15 protein-coding genes are annotated in these 17,569 nt (G+C 62.2%); 5 read left to right on the top strand and 10 right to left on the bottom strand.

The window, feature by feature from the left end:
• Nucleotides 1–108 precede the first annotated feature (108 nt).
• Nucleotides 109–885 carry an NAD(P)H-dependent oxidoreductase gene (locus tag BWP39_RS29490; RefSeq protein WP_096725715.1) on the bottom strand — a complete coding sequence of 259 codons (777 nt, stop codon included), beginning with the start codon at nt 883–885 and terminating at the stop codon, nt 109–111.
• An 85-nt stretch (nt 886–970) separates the two neighbouring features.
• Here BWP39_RS29490 and BWP39_RS29485 point away from each other — a divergent pair, with 85 nt between their 5' ends.
• Nucleotides 971–1,864: a LysR family transcriptional regulator gene (locus BWP39_RS29485; protein ID WP_096725714.1), complete on the top strand. Its 894-nt coding sequence runs from the start codon at nt 971–973 to the stop codon at nt 1,862–1,864.
• A 12-nt stretch (nt 1,865–1,876) separates the two neighbouring features.
• On the opposite strand, the gene BWP39_RS29480 is transcribed toward BWP39_RS29485, so the two are convergent.
• Entirely contained in the window at nt 1,877–2,131 is a 255-nt protein-coding gene (locus BWP39_RS29480; RefSeq protein ID WP_096725713.1) for a hypothetical protein, read from the bottom strand.
• Between the two features lie 268 nt (nt 2,132–2,399).
• Here BWP39_RS29480 and BWP39_RS29475 point away from each other — a divergent pair, with 268 nt between their 5' ends.
• A complete protein-coding gene (locus BWP39_RS29475) occupies nt 2,400–3,263 on the top strand; it encodes a class I SAM-dependent methyltransferase (protein ID WP_096725712.1) in 864 nt (287 codons plus the stop codon).
• A gap of 103 nt (nt 3,264–3,366) precedes the next feature.
• On the top strand, nt 3,367–4,404 hold the full coding sequence (locus BWP39_RS29470) for a S1C family serine protease (protein WP_096725711.1): 1,038 nt from the start codon (nt 3,367–3,369) through the stop codon (nt 4,402–4,404).
• 110 nt (nt 4,405–4,514) lie between these two features.
• On the opposite strand, the gene ggt is transcribed toward BWP39_RS29470, so the two are convergent.
• Both ggt and BWP39_RS29460 read right to left on the bottom strand, forming a co-directional pair.
• The gene (gene ggt / locus BWP39_RS29465) at nt 4,515–6,248 is read right to left on the bottom strand and encodes a gamma-glutamyltransferase (protein WP_096725710.1); all 1,734 of its coding nucleotides are present in this window, start codon (nt 6,246–6,248) and stop codon (nt 4,515–4,517) included.
• 153 nt (nt 6,249–6,401) lie between these two features.
• Nucleotides 6,402–7,952 carry an amidase gene (locus BWP39_RS29460; protein WP_096725709.1) on the bottom strand — a complete coding sequence of 517 codons (1,551 nt, stop codon included), beginning with the start codon at nt 7,950–7,952 and terminating at the stop codon, nt 6,402–6,404.
• A gap of 228 nt (nt 7,953–8,180) precedes the next feature.
• On the opposite strand from BWP39_RS29460, the gene BWP39_RS29455 reads away from it, so the two are divergent.
• Nucleotides 8,181–9,701, top strand: a complete 1,521-nt coding sequence (locus BWP39_RS29455; RefSeq protein ID WP_096725708.1) for a GGDEF domain-containing protein — start codon at nt 8,181–8,183, stop codon at nt 9,699–9,701.
• Nucleotides 9,702–9,754: 53 nt separating this feature from the next.
• Here BWP39_RS29455 and BWP39_RS29450 read toward each other — a convergent pair whose 3' ends face one another.
• From BWP39_RS29450 to BWP39_RS29430, 5 genes are all read right to left on the bottom strand, one after another.
• Nucleotides 9,755–11,170, bottom strand: coding sequence for an MFS transporter (locus BWP39_RS29450; protein WP_096725707.1), 1,416 nt, complete (start codon nt 11,168–11,170; stop codon nt 9,755–9,757).
• 100 nt (nt 11,171–11,270) lie between these two features.
• A complete protein-coding gene (locus tag BWP39_RS29445; RefSeq protein ID WP_096725706.1) occupies nt 11,271–12,035 on the bottom strand; it encodes a phosphocholine cytidylyltransferase family protein in 765 nt (254 codons plus the stop codon).
• 21 nt (nt 12,036–12,056) lie between these two features.
• Entirely contained in the window at nt 12,057–13,061 is a 1,005-nt protein-coding gene (locus BWP39_RS29440; RefSeq protein ID WP_096725705.1) for a flippase-like domain-containing protein, read from the bottom strand.
• Nucleotides 13,058–13,897, bottom strand: a complete 840-nt coding sequence (locus BWP39_RS29435; RefSeq protein WP_096725704.1) for a HalD/BesD family halogenase — start codon at nt 13,895–13,897, stop codon at nt 13,058–13,060. The genes BWP39_RS29440 and BWP39_RS29435 overlap by 4 nt, the downstream gene beginning before the upstream one ends.
• Before the next feature lie 3 nt (nt 13,898–13,900).
• Nucleotides 13,901–14,584: a CDP-alcohol phosphatidyltransferase family protein gene (locus tag BWP39_RS29430; protein ID WP_096725703.1), complete on the bottom strand. Its 684-nt coding sequence runs from the start codon at nt 14,582–14,584 to the stop codon at nt 13,901–13,903.
• A gap of 245 nt (nt 14,585–14,829) precedes the next feature.
• On the opposite strand from BWP39_RS29430, the gene BWP39_RS29425 reads away from it, so the two are divergent.
• On the top strand, nt 14,830–15,261 hold the full coding sequence (locus tag BWP39_RS29425) for a hypothetical protein (protein WP_096726252.1): 432 nt from the start codon (nt 14,830–14,832) through the stop codon (nt 15,259–15,261).
• Between the two features lie 210 nt (nt 15,262–15,471).
• Here the strand turns inward: BWP39_RS29425 and BWP39_RS29420 are convergent, their stop codons facing one another.
• Nucleotides 15,472–17,430 carry a PhoX family protein gene (locus tag BWP39_RS29420; protein WP_096725702.1) on the bottom strand — a complete coding sequence of 653 codons (1,959 nt, stop codon included), beginning with the start codon at nt 17,428–17,430 and terminating at the stop codon, nt 15,472–15,474.
• Nucleotides 17,431–17,569: the final 139 nt, after the last annotated feature.

The following is a 17,569-nucleotide window of genomic DNA, read 5'->3' as shown; positions in this document are numbered from 1 at the left end:
ATAGGGAATGCCAGTGGAAGAACCTTACATATGGGAAAGCAAACTTGAATCGTTCAAGCGTATTTCGCAGTAACGGAAACACCCGTCGTATATACGACGGGGCACTACCTATGCGACATGCGCCGCAAACCCAACCTGCCCCGGCGCAATATCCGACTTCAGCGTGAGCTGCGGAATATCATACGCACCGGCATTCTGCTGCCGGAATGCTATCGGTGGCGTTGTCCAGAGATCATCGAGTCGCTGCCCAAGCGTGTCGCAGATCGTTGAGAATCTCGCCTCGTCGATCCGGCTAGTCCGATGCATCACGAACGGCGGCAGCACGTCAAAGCCCGGGTAATACAACACCCCGTGCTGGATCGGAAACAGCACATCGTCAATCGGACCATTGATCCCTCTCGCGCTGTAGTGCGACTCCCATCCGCCCGTGGAGACAATCAGCATCGCGCGCTTGCCTGCCATCGCCCCCTCCCCGTAGCGATCGCCCCAGTGCGTATCGGAGTGCTCCCCGACACCGTACGCAAAACCATACGCATAGACACGTTCGACCCAGCCCTTCAGGATTGCCGGCATCGAAAACCACCACAACGGAAACTGCAGGATGACCGCATCCGCCCACTTCAGTTTCTGCTGTTCGAGCGCGATGTCTTCACTCTGCAGACCATTTTCGAACGCATGCTTCGAGTCGAGCGCGGGATCGAAACGCGCATCGGGTTGCCTGTCGATGCTGTCATTCGCATCGAGCGCTGCCTTCCATTTCATTGCGTACAGATCCGACACCTGAACGACGTGACCCGCATCTTCGAGACGCTTGACTGAAAAGCGCCTGAGCGCGCCGTTCAACGACCGGGGTTCGGGGTGGGCATAGACGAGCAGAACATTCACGATAGGACCTCCTTGATGAGAAGAACGCAGAATAGGGTCTCGTCAGGTATATTGGAAATGAATATCCAATGTTACAGGTATAGCGATGAATAATCTCCGGCGTCTGGATCTCAACCTGTTGGTCACGCTCGATGTCCTGCTCTCAGAACACAACGTGACACGCGCAGCGGAGCGTCTGAACTTCTCCCAACCATCAGTCAGCGTTCATCTTGCGAAGCTCAGAGACATCTTCGATGATCCGCTGCTACTGCCGGGACCGCGCGGCATGCGACCGACCGCGCGCGCCGAGGCGTTACGCGAACCCTTGCGGCAAGCGCTCGATGCACTCGAACGCACCGTGGCGCCCGCCGCTCCCTTCGATCCCGCCGAGGCCACACAGACATGGCGCGTCGCCGCAACCGACTACGGCGAATCGACCATCGTGCTGCCCGCGTTGAGCGGATTGCGTTCGACGGCGCCGCATACCCGGCTGGCGATTGTTGAACTGGCCCCGCTGCGCATCGCGAAGCAGGCAGAACAGGGAGAAATCGATCTCGCCTTTCACATCAGCGAAGACGCACCGCCGGGTATGCGGCAGCGTATGCTCTTTGCGGAGCGCTATGTGCTGGCAGGTCGCGCGGGGCATCCACGGTTGAAGAGAAAGCCGACGCGCTCGCAATTTTGCGCACTCGAGCATGTCATCGTATCGCCGGATGGCGGCGGGTTTAGCGGTGTCACCGATGAAGCGCTAGCGGAGTCAGGTCTGGAACGCCGGGTGGTGCTGTCGGTTCCGCATTTTCTGTTCGTGTTGTCCGTGGTGGCCAACACCGATCTGGTGGCGATGGTGCCCGCGCGACTCGTTCGCGACACGCGCGCACTGCAGGTTGTCGAATCGTCCGTCGAAGTGACCGGCTACGACATGACCATGCTGTGGGATGAGCGCGTTCATCGCGACCCGGCGCACCAATGGTTGCGGGAACACATTGCTGGTTCGGTGTGATGGCCTTGCAGACTATGAAGTCAACACGGCACGGACTGCGTTCAGCAGAACCGCTTTGTCATCCGCCGAATTCACGGGGAAGCGCTTGAACTCATCCGCGATACGCAAATCCGCGTAGAGCTCTGTTGAATCTTCGTGGAAATGCAGAAACGGTTTCGATTTTCTGTAGAACACACCCGTCGATCGTTCACGCAAATCCGGCAATGCGCGCAGATCGCGAAGTAGCTTCTCGAGACGATTGAATGCATCGATACCCGCGTGTTTCATGGCAGTCCGTCGTGGTGGAGATCAGCCGATATTGGATTCCGTCCGGCGCACCCGGTCAGTCGTCCGCGCGAATGAGGGGCATTTGCCTGCGCGGCACGGAGCGAAGAGCGCGTCGAGGCACCCTGCTGCCCTACGAAACGGACGGTTGATTATTCACTAGATTGCTAGCTAGCATACTAGCTTCCATGGGTGATGAAGACGACTGCAGGCTTCGCCTCACTTGCAGACATGAGCTCACCCAGATCCATTCGAAAGGAAATCGCACATCATGCAAGACGACAGGCCGACAGCAACCGCCGACACCACCGCAGTACGCGTTGCGCTATGGCGCGCCTTGCACGTCCAGGCCGACGCGCTACCGCACGTGATCGAAGACGAATTCGGCCTGCAACTGGCGGCCCCCGGCGATGACTGGCGCGATCGTCCCGACATGAATCCAGACGGCACACGCGGCTTCCGTGCGGGAATCGTGGCGCGCGCACGCTTCGTCGAAGACCTGGTCGCCGAACAGGTCGATCGAGGCATCCCTCAGTACGTGATACTCGGCGCCGGCCTCGACACCTTCGCGCAGCGCCGGCCGGAGATCGCATCGCGTCTGCGGATATTCGAGGTCGATAAGCCCAGCGCAGAGGCGTGGAAACGTGAGCGCCTGATCGAACTCGGTTTCGGCATCCCCGAGTGGCTGCATCTCGTACCGGTCGATTTCGAAGCAGGCGCGTCCTGGTGGGAACGGCTGGCCGCCGAAGGTTTCGATGCAAGCCGGCCTTCGCTGGTGGCTTCGACCGGCGTCACCATGTACCTCACGAAGGAGGCCATCGCAGCCACCCTGCGCCAGGTCGCGATGCTGGCACCCGGCTCCACGCTTGCGATGACGTTCCTGCTGCCTCCCGAACTCGCCACCCCTGATGAGCGCACGGCGTCTAAAGCAGTCGAGAAATCCGCGCGCGCCTCCGGGACACCGTTCCTCAGCTATTTCAGTCCGCCCGAGATGCAGGCACTCGCGCGCGAAGCGGGTTTTCGCGAAGTGCGCTGCGTATTGGCAACCGATCTCACCGAGCGTTACTTCGCTGGCAGAACCGATGGATTCAGGCCGCCTGCGAATGGAGAAGCGTTTCTGATTGCGACGACCTGATGTACCAGCGATGAACGAATTGACCGTGATCGCCGCAGGCTCACACCCTTGAAAACCCACCAACCACCCCGCATCTGCGATCCCGTTTATCCGGAGCTTCGCCATGGGAAACCGTCCCCGTTTTATCGACGATCTGTCGGGTGCCGCAGGCGCCGCGCCGGATGCCGCGACGCCGCATCTGCTCGATGACACCGCCCTGCTCGATCACTATTCCCGCACGGTCATCGGTGCGCTCGAGCGCGTGCGCCAGGCCGTCGTCTATATCTCCGTCGAGCGGCACACCCCCGGCGATTCGCACGGCCGCGGCACGCGCGGCGGCACCGGTTCGGGTTTTCTGTTCACGCCGGACGGTTATCTGCTCACCAATAGCCATGTCGTGCATGGCGCCACGCACATCCGCGTAACGCTCGCCGAAGGCGCGACTTACGACGCAGATCTCGTCGGTGACGATCCCGGCAGCGATCTCGCGGTGTTGCGCATCGGTTCCGCCGAACCATTGCCGCACGTCGATCTCGGCGAATCAAGCAAACTGCAGGTCGGCCAGATCGCGATCGCGGTCGGCAATCCGCTCGGCCTTGCGCAAACGGTGACGACCGGTGTCATCTCCGCACTCGGCCGCTCGCTGCGCTCGAATTCCGGCCGCATGATCTACGACGTGATCCAGACCGATGCCGCGTTAAACCCCGGCAACTCCGGCGGCCCGCTGATCAACTCGGCCGGGCAGGTAATCGGTGTGAATACGGCGATCATCCCCGGCGCGCAGGCCATCTGTTTCGCCACCGCCATCGACACCGCGAAGTGGGTGATCATGCAGATCTTCACGCACGGCCGCGTGCGGCGCGCGTACATCGGCGTGGCCGGCACGACGACGCCGATCTCGCGTCGCGTGCAGCGCTACTTCGGCCTCACGTCGGTGAGCGGTGTGCATGTGATGGAAGTGGTCAAAGGCAGTCCTGCTGAGCTGGGCGGATTGCATACCGGAGACCGCATCGTCGCGGTCGATGAGCAGCCAGTTAGCGACGTCGACAGTCTGCAGCGCACGCTCGACGCATCGCGGATCGATCGGCCGGTGAACGTCACGATCCTGCGCGGCGCGCAACGGCTCGACCTCACGGTGACACCGAGCGAACAGGCCGGCTGATACGACAACTGCAACAACGACAGCGACAACACCGCACCAAACAAAAACGGCGTCCCGCATCACTGCGGAACGCCGTTGTCTATTGAACGCTCAGACGCGCGTGACAGACGTTAAGGAATCAACCGCGTCACACCACGGCCACGCGGATCGGCCGCCGCATCCGGCGTATCGCCATTGATCTTGATCGCCTGAATATCGCCGCTGAAATCCTGCCCCTTCAGGTTGTAGCCCTTCGCTTCGATCTGCTGCGCGAGTTCGCCATCGATAGGCCTATACGGCTCCCAGAAAATCGTATTCGGCGGCAACAACTGGTGGTGGAAGCGCATCGCAGCCACAGCTTCCTTCAACGGCATGTTGAAGTCGTACACGTTGTTGATCACCTGGAAGATCGATGTGAAGATGCGCGAGCCACCCGGCGTACCGATCACGAGCGACACCTTGCCGTCCTTCGTCATGATGGTCGGGGTCATCGACGACAGCGGACGCTTCTTCGGTTCGATCGAGTTCGCATCGCTGCCCACCACGCCGAACATGTTCGCGACACCCGGCTTCGCGGAGAAGTCGTCCATCTCGTCGTTCAGCACGATACCCGTGCCTTCAGCGACAACGCCCGAGCCGAACCAGCCGTTGAGCGTGTACGTGTTCGACACTGCATTGCCCCACTTGTCGACCACCGAGAAGTGCGTGGTTTCCGCCTTCTCCGGCATCGACGTGCCGAGGCCCGGCTGGACGCTCTTCGTATCGGACGGCTGATTCGGATTCACTTCGGCCGCACGCCTGGCGATGTACGCCGGGTCCGTCAGTTGCGCGACCGGCACCTTGTAGAAGTCCGGATCGCCGAGATACTGCGCGCGATCGGCAAATACGCGCTTCTCGATTTCCGCGATCAGGTGCACGTACTGCGGCGAATTCAGTGCGACGTCCTTGAAGTCCGGCGCGAGGTCGGCCTTCATCTGCAGCAGTTGCAGCAGACCGATGCCGCCGGAGCTCGGAGGCGGCGCGGTGATCACGTCATAGCCGTTCCACTTCCCTTGCACCGGCTCGCGCCACACGGCCTTGTACTGCTGCAAGTCCTGCTTCGTGATGAGGCCATGACCACGCATCGATGCGGCGATCAGGTCAGCCGTCTTGCCCTGGTAGAAATCTTTCGCGCCCTGATTCGCGATACGTGTCAGCACGGCGGCGAGATCGGGCTGCTTGAACGTCGTGCCCGCCTTCATCGCGCCGAAGTACGTGTCGAAGTTCGTCTTGCCAGCGAAGTCCTTCGCCGCTTCCTCGCGGCGACTTGCCAGCGCTTCGTCGACTATGAAGCCATCGCGCGCGTACTTGATTGCGGGCGCGAGGACCTGCTTCCAGGTCAGCTTGCCGAAGCGGTGCTGTACTTCCGACATGCCGGCCACAGTGCCCGGTACGCCGACCGCGTAATAGCCGAACAGACTCTTGCCCTTGATGACGTTGCCCTGATCGTCGAGGTACATGTTCTTCGTCGCGGCGAGCGGCGCACGTTCGCGATAGTCCATGAAGTACGGTTTGCCGTCGACATACAGCGTCATAAAACCGCCACCGCCGATGTTGCCCGCTTCGGGGTATGTCACAGCGAGCGAGAATGCGATTGCTACGGCGGCATCGACGGCGTTACCGCCTTCGTTGAAAATCTGTTCGGCCGCATCGGCAGCGTACTTGTCCGAGACCGCGACGGCCGACGCATTGAGAATGGCGGGTTGCGGCTTCGAAGGCGCCCTGGCATAAGCCGGCGCGGTTTCGACGAAACCAGCGGAAACGGTGACGAGTGTGACAGCGGCGAGCGCGGCTGCAGACAGTTTGGCTCTTGCGAATAATTTCATTGGGTGTCCCCCATGACAGTTCCTCTGTTGGCATGAAAAGTCTGTCTTGGGCTTATAACATGCCAATTGCCTGTTTGCGAAGCCGCTGGAAGCCCTGAGTGCGTGCGGTAATTCCGCACGTTGCGTGTTGTGATCTTGCCACCCGCAGATGCATCAGCTCGTCAAAGGCGGTATCGCCGTGCGCGTCTGGAAGCTCGGCTCGCGACGCCACTGTGTCGCCTGCTCGAATGCGTAGCCGAGCGCGAGTAGTCGTGCTTCGCTCCACGCGGGACCGACAAACGACAGACCAATCGGCAGACCGCGCACCATGCCTGCAGGCACAGTCAGATGCGGATAGCCGGCAACGGCGGCCGGCGTCGAAAATCCATCGCTGCCGCTATCGCCGTTAATAAAATCAGTCAGCCACGCTGTCCCGCCCGTCGGCGCAACGATCGCATCGAGCTTATGTTCGCGTAACACACGATCCATCCCGTCATCGCGCGCGGCCTTGCGGCATGTAGCGAGCGCTTTCAGGTAAACATCGCTGTCGAGACCACCGAGCGCCTGCGCCTGCGTCAGTTGCTCCTGGCCGAAGTACGGCATTTCCTGCTTGCGATGCGCGTCGTTGAATGCGATCAGGTCAGCGAGGTTATGTATCGGCGCATGTGGCGCAAATGTCTTGAGCCATAACGGCAGATCGTGCTTGAACTCATGCAGCAGAACCGCCTGCTCGGCATCGCTGTAGCTGACCTTGGGCAGATCGACCGGATCGACAAGAACGGCACCGAGCGCCACGAGTTTCGCGAGCGCACGTTCGATCTGCTGGTCGATTTCGTCATGGCCCGTGAAGAACTTGCGGGCGACGCCGATCCGCGCGCCGCGTAGTGCGTGCGGATCGAGCGCAGCCAGATAGTTATCGGGAGCCGGTGCGTGCAGCGTGGCGGGGTCGAGCGCATCCGTGCCGGCCATCGCGGCCAGCAGTCGCGCAACATCGGTGACGGTGCGCGCAATCGGTCCTGCTGTGTCCTGCGTGTGCGAGATCGGTATGATGCCGTCGCGACTCACACGGCCGACAGTCGGCTTAAGTCCGACCACACCATTGATCGACGAAGGCGACACGATCGAGCCATCGGTCTCAGTGCCGACCGCCATGTCGGCAAGACCGGCAGCAACAGCAACCGCCGAACCCGAACTCGAGCCGCTCGTATTGCGATCGAGCGCATACGGATTACGCGTGAGGCCACCGCGTGCGCTCCATCCGCTCGTCGAACGTGTCGAGCGGAGATTCGCCCATTCGCTCAGATTCGTCTTGCCCGCAATCACGACGCCCGCTTCGCGCAGACGGCCGATCACAGACGCATCGCGGGTGGCGTGTACGCCGTCGAGCGCGAGCGAGCCCGCGCTCGTCGACATGCGGTCGCCGGTAGCGATGTTGTCCTTCACGACGACGATGCTGCCGTGCAGCGGCCCACGTACCTTTCCCGCGCGGCGTTGCGCATCGAGCGCACGGGCAATCGACGCTGCATCGGGATTGAGTTCGATGATGCTGCGCAATTGCGGGCCGCCGCGATCGAGTTCGGCGATTCGCGCGAGGTAATGCCGCAGTGCAACGGCCGCTGTCGCGCTCGAACCCTGCGCACGCGGCGCACCGCCGGCCGGCAGGTTTCCTGTCGATACAGCCGCAGCGAGAAGACCCAGCGAAGCGGAGAAACGGCGTCGTTGCATGAAGGCTCCTGGTTTCAGATGGGACGCAATTATCGGCTGTCAAAATCCATCCGGTGATCGAGGATGCAAAGACACGCTCGATCGCCCTCAGGCTGTGCTTCGTATGCCGTAAGCTAAGATATGACGAGATTGCCGGCATCTACAAGAAAAACCGAAGCAGAGAAACCGAAGCGCCATCCGGCTTCATGATGGCTTTCACCTGCCTTGCTTGAGTCCTGGGGTGAAACCTTGCGTCGTTCGCCAAAGCCGCTCCATCTTGCGTTGTTCGCTGCGTCGTTTCTCGGCGCGCATGCGCTATGCGTCGTCGTGTTTCAATCGTCGGCGATGCTGGTCAGCTATCCTTTTCTCATTCTTGCGCCGGCACTGGCGCTGGCCGGTTGCGGCTGGCGCGCCCGCGTCGAGCAGCGAAAGTCGCGGGCACCGTGGGTGTTGCTTAGTGTAGGTATGTTGCTGTGGACGTGCGGCGTGGCGCTCAACGCATGGGAAGATCTGGTCCAGCAGACGCCGCAGACCGTTGCGTGGTTCTCCGATTTCAGTTTCTTCATCTATGGCGTGCCGGTCCTTCTCGCCATTTCATTCGTTTCGAACGAACAGCAGATCGCATTGTTTGTGTGGATGGATGCCATCCAGGCGGTTTTGACCGGTTATCTGGCCTATATCGCGATCTTTTCCGTTGCACCGTTTTCGGGCCATGCGCTCGACCCGATCTCCGTGCCGACCCTCGTCCTCACCTACAACATCGAGAATGTCATTCTCGCTGCGGCGGCGACCTTGCGTCTGCTGGCCCAGCCGCGCGGCCACGAACGCAGGTTCTACGGGATCCTGTGCGGCTATCTCTGGGTCTATGCGCTCGTCGCGGGCGTGTACAACTATTGGGCAGCCATTTCCAGCATCCACGTCGTGCTCGACGTTATCGTCGATGTGCCGTTTCTTCTGCTCGGGATCGCGTGCGTGATAGACCCTGGGCCACGCAACGAATCCGACGTGGCAGCGGCGAAACGGCCGCTTGCCGTCGTCATCGAAAACGGCAGCCCGATTTTCTATACGCTTGCGCTGCTTGCGCTAAGCATTCTGCTGATACGCGATCATTACCTGGTCGGCGCGGTCGGCATTCTCACCGCGCTGATCGTCTACACGATACGCACGACGTCCCTGCAAAGCCGGCTCATCCGAACGCAGCAGGAGTTGCGGGACGCCACGAACCGCCTCGAAGAGATGGTGCTCACCGACGCGCTGACGCAGGCAGCGAACCGTCGATGTTTCGATCAAACGCTGACGCTCGAATGGAGCCGTGCCGCGCGCACGCAACTGCCACTCGGTTTGCTCCTCATCGATATCGATCACTTCAAGAAGCTCAATGATCGCTATGGTCATCCGGCGGGCGATCGCTGCCTCGTTGCGGTGGCAAACGCATTGCAAGCGGCGCTGCCGCGCAGCGGCGATCTGCTCGCGCGTTATGGCGGTGAGGAGTTCGCCGCGATCCTGCCCGCCACCGACGAGAACGGCGCACGCATCGTCGCCGAGCACATGCTGGCCGACGTCCGGGCGATCCGTATTCCGAACGAAACGTCGCCCGGCGCTTTCGTGACGATCAGCGTGGGTATCGCGGTGTTCCGCTCAACGGGCACCGGGGCTGCGCAGCAGATCGTCGATGCAGCGGACCAGGCGCTCTACCGCGCAAAAGAACGCGGGCGCAACCGGATCGAATCGATTACGCAAAATGATTTTCTCGGAATGGGATCGGCGTAGCGCAGTTTGCGTCTGTTCCAGGACCGTCGCCGGACCCAACGCTCACGCAACCTTCAATGTGCAGTACTGCTGCTGCCACGGTTGCCACGCGCAATCTCGTCGCCGGCGCCGAGCGGCAGCTTCGCGGTGACTGGGATCGATGCGAGCGAAAATAGACTGACAACGAGAAACGCCGGCCAGAAGTCAGACCATGCAACCGTCGTATGCCCCTGCAGATCGCGCGACAGTTGCAGCACGAGCCCGGCAATCGTCACGCCGAGCCCAAGCGAAATCTGTTGAACGACACTCGCCACACTGGTCGCGCGTCCAACGTCGGCGCCCGGAATATCCGCGTAAGCGAGCGTGTTGAGGCTCGTGAACTGCAGCGACGGAAAGAAGCCGCCCAGCAGCACCACAATCCAGATCACCCAGTGCGGCGTGCCGGGAAAGAACAGCCCGTACACGGCAATCGCAGCGCCTGCGAACACCGCGTTGTACATCAGCACGGTTCGAAAGCCATAGCGGCGCAATACGCGCGATGCGACCGTCTTCATGAACATCGAGCCGAACGCCGACGCACAGGTAATCGAACCCGACTTGAATGCGCTCATCCCGAGCCCTTCCTGCAACGCGAGCGGTAGCAGAAACGGCACCGCGCCGAGGCCGATACGAAACAGCGAACCGCCCAGCACACTTGCGTTGAAACTCGGAATGCGCAACAGGCTCAGATCGAGCACCGGTCGCACGGCGTGCTGCGCATACCGCCAGTACGCGGCGAGCAATACACCGCCGGCCACGCACATGGCAATCGACCGCGTATTCGACACCAGTTCGCCGCCGACCAGCGACAGCCCCAGCATGAACAGCGACGCCCCTCCCGCCGACAGCACAAAACCAAACCAGTCGAGCCGCCCAGGATGCGCTTCGCGCACGTTCGCAATATGCCGGTTCGCAAGCCAGATGCCGAGCACGCCGATCGGAATGTTGATGAAGAAAATCAGCCGCCAGTGCAGATAGGTGGTGATGAAGCCACCGAGCGGCGGCCCGATCACCGGACCTAGCAGTGCAGGCACCGTCAGATAGTTGACCGCGCGAATGAAATCCGATTTCGGCACCGAGCGGAAGATGATGATGCGCCCAACTGGCACCATCATCGCGCCGCCGATGCCCTGCACAAAGCGCGCAAAGATGAACATGCCGAGCGAGGTCGACGCCGCGCACAGCAGCGAACCGGCGATGAAGATGCCGATCGCGGTACGAAACACCGTACGCGAACCGAAGCGGTCGGCGACCCAGCCGCACACCGGAATGAACACACCGAGTCCGATCACGTAGGCCGTGATCGCGAGCTTCATCGTGATCGGATCGTGGCCGAGATCGCGTGCAAGCGCCGGCAGCGATGTGACCAGCACCGTGGAGTCGACACTCTCCATGAACATCGCACACGCGACGATCAGCGGGACAATGAAGGCGCCTAAGGCAAGCGGCATCGAAAGAGAGGAACAGCAGCGGGCGAAACGGGAAACACAGATGTCACCCGGACCGAGCCGGGCGACGCGAAGGAGCAGTTACGTATGGACTGACAACGCCTCAGCGCGGTGCGCTGACGAGCGGTTGAAGCTGCGGCAGGATTTCGCGCGTGGCGCGTTCGACGTCGTTCGGGAAGTCGATCTCGATCCACGGTGCGCCGGTGACATCGGCGGTATCGAACACCTGGCTGCGTTCGAGCAGCAGATCGCGCACGGCTTCTTCGTGCGGCATGTTCGCACGGCCGCTGTCGACATAACCCGCGACGATCTCCGCAAAACGCCGCGCGGTTTCTTCGCGGAAGCGGAAAAAGCCCACCGATTCACCGATCGTGTCGTACTCGAGATTCACCGCGAGCTGCTTGCGCAGTTCGACCGGCACGCTGTCTTTCAGGCACAGCTTGACCGGCTCGTCGCCGGTTTCGAAATCGCGGTCGATCAGCAGACGATTAACCGTTTCGCCCGCCACCAGCGCGCTCAGGATGCGTTCGTCGTACAGCACGTCGGCGTCCATCAGCAGTACGTCGCCGCCGCGCGTCAGCGCATCGGCGACCGTATGCACGGTCAGCACGCTGCCCAGGTCGTAACGCGGATTCAGCACGATTTCGACATCGCGCGGCCAGCCCATGCGCTTCAATTCCGTTCTGACGGTTTCGGGCTGGAAGCCGAGCGCGAGCACGACGTCTTCGACGCCAGCGGCTTCGAGCATCTGTAGGTGGCGTTCGAGCAGCGTCATGCCGTCGAACTGCAGCAGACACTTCGGAAACTGTTCGCCCGCCGGCTGCTGGAGACGCAGGCCGAGACCCGCTGCAAGAATGATGGCGCGCATGGGCGGTCCTTTGAAAAAGAGTTAGTCGACAGCCGGCACGCTCGTCGAGCGGCGCCGCTGCCAGCTTCGTTCGCTGAAATGCAGAAACAGCAGGCCCGGCAAACCGAGCAGTAATTCGCGCGCGCGCTTCGCAAGCGACAGTGCGAGCGCGGCATCGGGCGGCAGACCGACGAGCGGCGCGAGCAGCAGGTAACCGCCCTCCTGCACGCCGAGCGAGCCCGGAATAGCGAACCCGGCGCCGCGGATAGCCTGCCCCACGCTTTCGAGCAGCAGCGCATCGATCCAGTCGACCGGATGGCCGAGAAAATGCAACGCGAGCCACACTTCCGCGGTACCGACGATCCAGCCGACGAGACTCAACGCGAAGCTCGCGGCGACACGTTTGCGGTTGCGATAGAGCTCGTGTACGGCGGCATCGACGGCATCGGCGCGGGTCATCAGCGACGACCAGTCGCGCTTGCCGAACACCTTCGACACCACGCGCAGCATGCGACCGAACAGACCGCGGCGCTGTGCGATATAAAACATCACGATCATCCCGCCGAGTACACCGGTCGCGACGATCGTCGCGGTGCGCAGGTCCTGCAGCGCGCCGTGCGCGGCATAGATGCCGAACAGGCCGAGGCCGAGCAACGCAAAGACGATCTGCGCGAGCGCCTGCAGCGTCGTGCTGACGGTGATCGCCGCAGCCGCATCGCGCATCCGCATGCCGCGCTGCGCGAGCATGCGCACCATCACCACCGGACCGCCGATCTGCCCCGCGGGCAACAAACTGTTCACGGATTCGCCGATCCAGCGCGCGTACAACGTGTCGCGCTCCGTCACACCATCGCGGCGCCGATCGACCAGCACGGAAATCGCGGCCGCGTCGAGCACCAGCGGCACGACGTGAAACGCCGCGACGAGCGCGAGCCCCCAGCCGGCGGTGAGCAGCGTCGACGTGACCGAACCGAGGCCCTGCCACGCGAGCAACGCAACGAACAGCGCTGCCCCGATCGACAGCAGGATCATGGCGGCGCGGGTCACGCGGTGTCCCCGCTGCGCTTCATCAATTGACGGAAGACCTGACGGAAACCGAAATACGCAATCGCGTCCTTCATGTTCGAGATGAAACGCCGCCACGGACGCATATTCGGATCGGTCACATATTCGAACGTCAGCGACACGCGCATTTCGTTCTCGCCGGCCGGCGAGATGCGATGACGCAGCTTGTCGCCATCGAAGAACACCAGACCGCCCGGCGGAATCTGCACCGAACCGGGCTGATCAGCGATGTCGGGGTTGCGCGTATGCAGCTCGTAATCGAGACGGCACGATGATTCGTCGATCACACCGAGCAGCACCGTATAGCGACGGCCGTCGTAGTACGACGTGTCGTAATGCCAGCCAATGTGGTCGCCCGGTCGCGTGTAGTAGTAGAGCGCGTAGGCATGCGGATCGTCGGCCGGCGACACCTGCAGACGATCACCGCTCATCTGTTCGAGCCAGCCGATCAGTTCTTTCGAGCGATACAGCTGCGCGATAAACGGCGCGAGCCGGTCGATCGTATGACGGCTCACGCTGCCGCCCTGCTTGTGGCCCGGCAGGTAATTGCGGTTCACCTCGACGAGCAGATCACGCGCGCTCTGTGCGAGCTGCGCGGTGACCTCGGGGGCGAGAAAATCGTCCAGATACAGGAACGCGCCCTGATCGGTGAAATCCTGGCGCAGTCTGGCGTTATCGAACTGGCGGGTGCGCGCAGCGACCGCGCGGTCCGGATCGGGTGCGGGGGAAGCGGGATGCAGCGGCTGGCTGGCACTGGCCGGTATCGGCAGCGCGGAAGTGGCCTCGACGATCACGTCGTCCTGAATCGGCGTACTCATCGGTCAACCCACGTTCAGACGGGTATGCGCGGCTCCTTGCGGACGGCGCATGACCCTGCGGTAGTCGATCACGACCCACACGGCGAACAGCGGCGCACCGATCGCAGCAGCAACGAGGAACGGCGTAATCGAGCCGGTCAGCGTCACGATCGGCAGCAGATACAGCACGTCTTCGGTCTCGAATCCGCCCATAGACGCCTGCTTCGTTCCCGCCTTGCCTTCTTTTTCCTCGATACGCATGCGCAGGAAGAAAATCAGCGCGACGGCGATGCCCGCTGCGGCGCCCATCAGCACCGGCGAAACGACGAAGGGAGTTGCACCCGCGCCACGGGCCGCGGCGGCCGCAAAGCCGAAACCGAGAAACAGCAGCACAGTAACCAACGCGTCGGCTGCGAGATCGTAAAAATGACCGATCCGGCTCGTTTTCCCACTGATCCGTGCCAGTTCGCCATCCGTATGGTCGACGAAGTTCGACAGGACGATCAGCAGCGCGCCCGCATTGGTCCAGGCAAAGCCGCCACGGGCAAGGCACAGCGCGCCTGCGAGGCCGATCAGCAGGCGCAGGGTGGTGAGGTGGTTCGGCGTGACCGGGGTGTCGATCAGCGGTGTAACGAGCCTGCGGGCGAGGCGCGCGTCCCATGTCCTGGGCGCGGGAACGTTATTTGGAGTTTGTGGTCGCGATTTCATAACCCGGAAATATATACGGGATCGCAAAAACTTGCTCTTTTACGCGCGTGTTTTTTTGTGAAAACTGCGTTCCATAACCACGCCCAATACCGGAAGAAAGCGTAAATTGCCGAATCTGGTTAAAGTGCCGCATCCCGTTCTGCGGCCCGTTCCCTAGCCCGTTGCGCGGCCTTATGCCGTCCGTGCGCGGTGCAACCGCCGCGCTGGCGCATGCCGGCGCATGGCGAACGTGTCATCCTATCGTCATGAAACGCGCCTTTTTAACGCTTTCCGCGGCCCTGCTCAGCGCCGCTCCGCTGCTCACCCACGCCGCCGCACTCGATGCGCCGCTCGCGTGCAACGAGTCCGCCCATCGCTTTATCGCGGATCTCGCCGATCAGCAACTGATCGACCCGAAACCGAACCGCGTCGAAAGCAATTCGATTAACGCATTCAGCCCCGCGCACGGGGCCGATCTGACCGCGTATGGTTTTCGCGTCATTGCGATCGTCGGATTCGAGAAGGACGATCCGATGTTCCGTAACGGCGACGGCGAGCCGGTCGCGAAGTCGGCGTATGGCGCGGTGGTATTCGGCGGCACGGACAAGGTCAAGGCCGCCGTCACACAGGCCGGCAGCAGCGCCATCGTTCATCACGTCGCGCCGTTCGTTACAGCGATTTTCTGCAAGCTGAGTTGAGCCGAGCCGAGGAAGTCCGGCGCGGGACGGCACGGGCAAAAAAATACCCCTCCGTGGGAGGGGTCGACGGCCACACTTCGCGGGCCTGCCCGCTTCGCATTGCAGGCCGGCGCAACACAGGCGAAGTGCCGTCAAAACTTCACGCGATGGATGCAATCCGATGCGCTGGTCGAAACCATGCGCCGCGCATGACGCGCGGCGCATGCCGCATCACAGCTTGATGGCCGCCGCTGTGGCGGTCAGATAACCGACCGAGGCGCCGAACCGGTCCTTGTAGTTGGCCCGCACCAACGGATCGAGCGTCGGCTTGACCTTGTCGTGCAGCGGGCTTTCCCAATCGCCGACGTGCTGGAAATTGCTCATCACGTAGGTCCAGCCATTGATCTCATCGACCGCGTGCAAGCCGGTCGATTCCGCGCCAGCCGGGCACGACAGCACACGCGCGAGCGTCTTCGTGTCGACGTGGTAGGCCCACAGGAAGTTGTTCACGTGCATGCCGCTGTCTTCGCCGATGAAAAGCGTGCGCAGCTTCTCCGAATACTTCAGGTTGTCGGGGTTCGCGATCTTGTCCGCGTTCGCCGTATTGCCGAGCGCATCGGCGGTAGCGAGATCCTCGCCGACTAGCGCCGCCGGCGCGCTCATGTCGACCGGCACCCAGTCGCTATCGATCGTCACGCCCATCCGGTCGCGCTGGCCGCCCGTCAGGTTCAGCGCATACACGGCACCGGCGCTGATGGTCCGGTCGACCGCCACATCGGTCGATGCGGCGTTGCCGCGCACCATCGATTTCTCGATCCGCGACATCGCCGAATACAGCACCTTGTCCTTCGCATTGACCGTCGTGCCTTCGAGCTTCGTGAAGCCCATGCTGGCGCCCGCGAGCGCCGCATAGCGGTGCGTCTCGAGGAACGCAGCGGCCTTCGACATGCCCGGCTTGATGCGAATCCAGTTGAAGGTGCCGTTGAAGTTGATCTTCGTGAAGCTCGTGTCCACGGGGTCTTTGGTCTTGACGTCCATGATGTCGGCCGCGGTGAGCTGGTTCGCGAGCGCTTCGATTTCGGCGCTGGTCGCGTGGCCGAGGTTGATCCACGACAGCGTCGCCGAACCCGCACCCGCCGACGACGTCTGCGCCCACTTCGCCACGTACAACGTCCCCGCCGACAGATCGGCGGCCTTGTCGGCGATGAACATGAAGAGACCGCCGTTGGTCGCGTCGTCGCCCATCAACACGGTGCGTCGATCGGGCATGACCTGCACCAGTTCGTGCGAAATGCGCCCGAGGCAATAGTGCTTGCGGGCCGTGCCCGTGCCGTCCGGATTCACGGTTATTTCCGGCAGATGGCCGTAGTGGTACGGATTCGCTTTCGTTTCGTCGCCGTACAGATTGCGGCTGAAGCTCTTGAACTGGCTATTGGTCGAAATCGTCGCTGCGTCCGGCTCGTACTCTTCGCTCGACAGATGCGTATTCCACGGCGACAGACTCGCGCCGCAGGTAATCCACAGCCCGTGTGCATTCGATGTATCGACATTCGAATAGCTGACCAGCGTCAGCTTGCCGGTGGCCGGGTCCTGATCGAGCGTGAGCACGGCGATCGGCGAAGGCAACTGACCGTACATCGACGCGAGGCTCTGATCGCGCGTCGCATATTCGAACTGCACGACGGCGAACACCGCATTGCCCTTGACGCCCTTCACGGCCGGCTTGTCGAGACGGACCAGCGAGCTGCCGTCCGGGCAATCGGAGAAGAACTGGCGCTCCTTGCCCGCCACCGAACGGTCGATGATCGGCTGGCCGCCAATATCGAAGTAACCGCCGGCGAGGATCGTGCCGCCCTTCGTGTCCGCGACCGTATCGCCCGTCGTGAAGAACGGCTGATAGGCGAGCGTATAGGCGCGGCGGCTACCGTCGCTGAACTGCGCGGTCAGCGTCGAGCCCACCGAGGTCTTCGCCATAGCAGCCGGGTCCGCGAGCGTCGGCGCAGCCATGGCGCTAAACGATGCCGAGGTGAAGTTCGCAACCGGTTTGGGTGGCGGTGTCGAGGCGAGATCGTTGCCACCGCAGCCCACCAGCAGCGCCGACGACGCGATGCCGCCGCCGAGCGGCAGCATCGGCGCGCCCACGAGAAGTTTCAGGGCCTTGCGGCGGGAAAGGTCGAGCTGCTCTGCCATGGCGTGTTGGTCCAGGATTGTAGGTAGCGTGGGTCGATGCATAGTCGGCCCGGGCCTGGAACAGCCTGGCTGTCGCTCGCGCCGCTATGGTGCGAGGACTGTACGAAATGAATATGAAAGTATATTGACAGTATTTATT

This window comes from Paraburkholderia acidicola, from assembly GCF_002362315.1.
GTDB lineage: Bacteria > Pseudomonadota > Gammaproteobacteria > Burkholderiales > Burkholderiaceae > Paraburkholderia > Paraburkholderia acidicola.
Note: the sequence above shows the minus strand (reverse complement) of the source record. Positions and strands in the feature narration are given on the sequence as shown.

Bases quoted from the DNA above. Each gene is read 5' to 3' on its own strand.
- BWP39_RS29485 (WP_096725714.1), top strand. From the start codon at position 971: ATGAATAATCTCCGGCGTCTGGATCTCAACCTGTTGGTCACGCTCGAT.
- BWP39_RS29480 (WP_096725713.1), bottom strand. From the start codon at position 2,131: ATGAAACACGCGGGTATCGATGCATTCAATCGTCTCGAGAAGCTACTT.
- BWP39_RS29475 (WP_096725712.1), top strand. From the start codon at position 2,400: ATGCAAGACGACAGGCCGACAGCAACCGCCGACACCACCGCAGTACGC.
- BWP39_RS29470 (WP_096725711.1), top strand. From the start codon at position 3,367: ATGGGAAACCGTCCCCGTTTTATCGACGATCTGTCGGGTGCCGCAGGC.
- ggt (WP_096725710.1), bottom strand. From the start codon at position 6,248: ATGAAATTATTCGCAAGAGCCAAACTGTCTGCAGCCGCGCTCGCCGCT.
- BWP39_RS29460 (WP_096725709.1), bottom strand. From the start codon at position 7,952: ATGCAACGACGCCGTTTCTCCGCTTCGCTGGGTCTTCTCGCTGCGGCT.
- BWP39_RS29450 (WP_096725707.1), bottom strand. From the start codon at position 11,170: ATGCCGCTTGCCTTAGGCGCCTTCATTGTCCCGCTGATCGTCGCGTGT.
- BWP39_RS29445 (WP_096725706.1), bottom strand. From the start codon at position 12,035: ATGCGCGCCATCATTCTTGCAGCGGGTCTCGGCCTGCGTCTCCAGCAG.
- BWP39_RS29435 (WP_096725704.1), bottom strand. From the start codon at position 13,897: ATGAGTACGCCGATTCAGGACGACGTGATCGTCGAGGCCACTTCCGCG.
- BWP39_RS29430 (WP_096725703.1), bottom strand. From the start codon at position 14,584: ATGAAATCGCGACCACAAACTCCAAATAACGTTCCCGCGCCCAGGACA.
- BWP39_RS29425 (WP_096726252.1), top strand. From the start codon at position 14,830: ATGAAACGCGCCTTTTTAACGCTTTCCGCGGCCCTGCTCAGCGCCGCT.
- BWP39_RS29420 (WP_096725702.1), bottom strand. From the start codon at position 17,430: ATGGCAGAGCAGCTCGACCTTTCCCGCCGCAAGGCCCTGAAACTTCTC.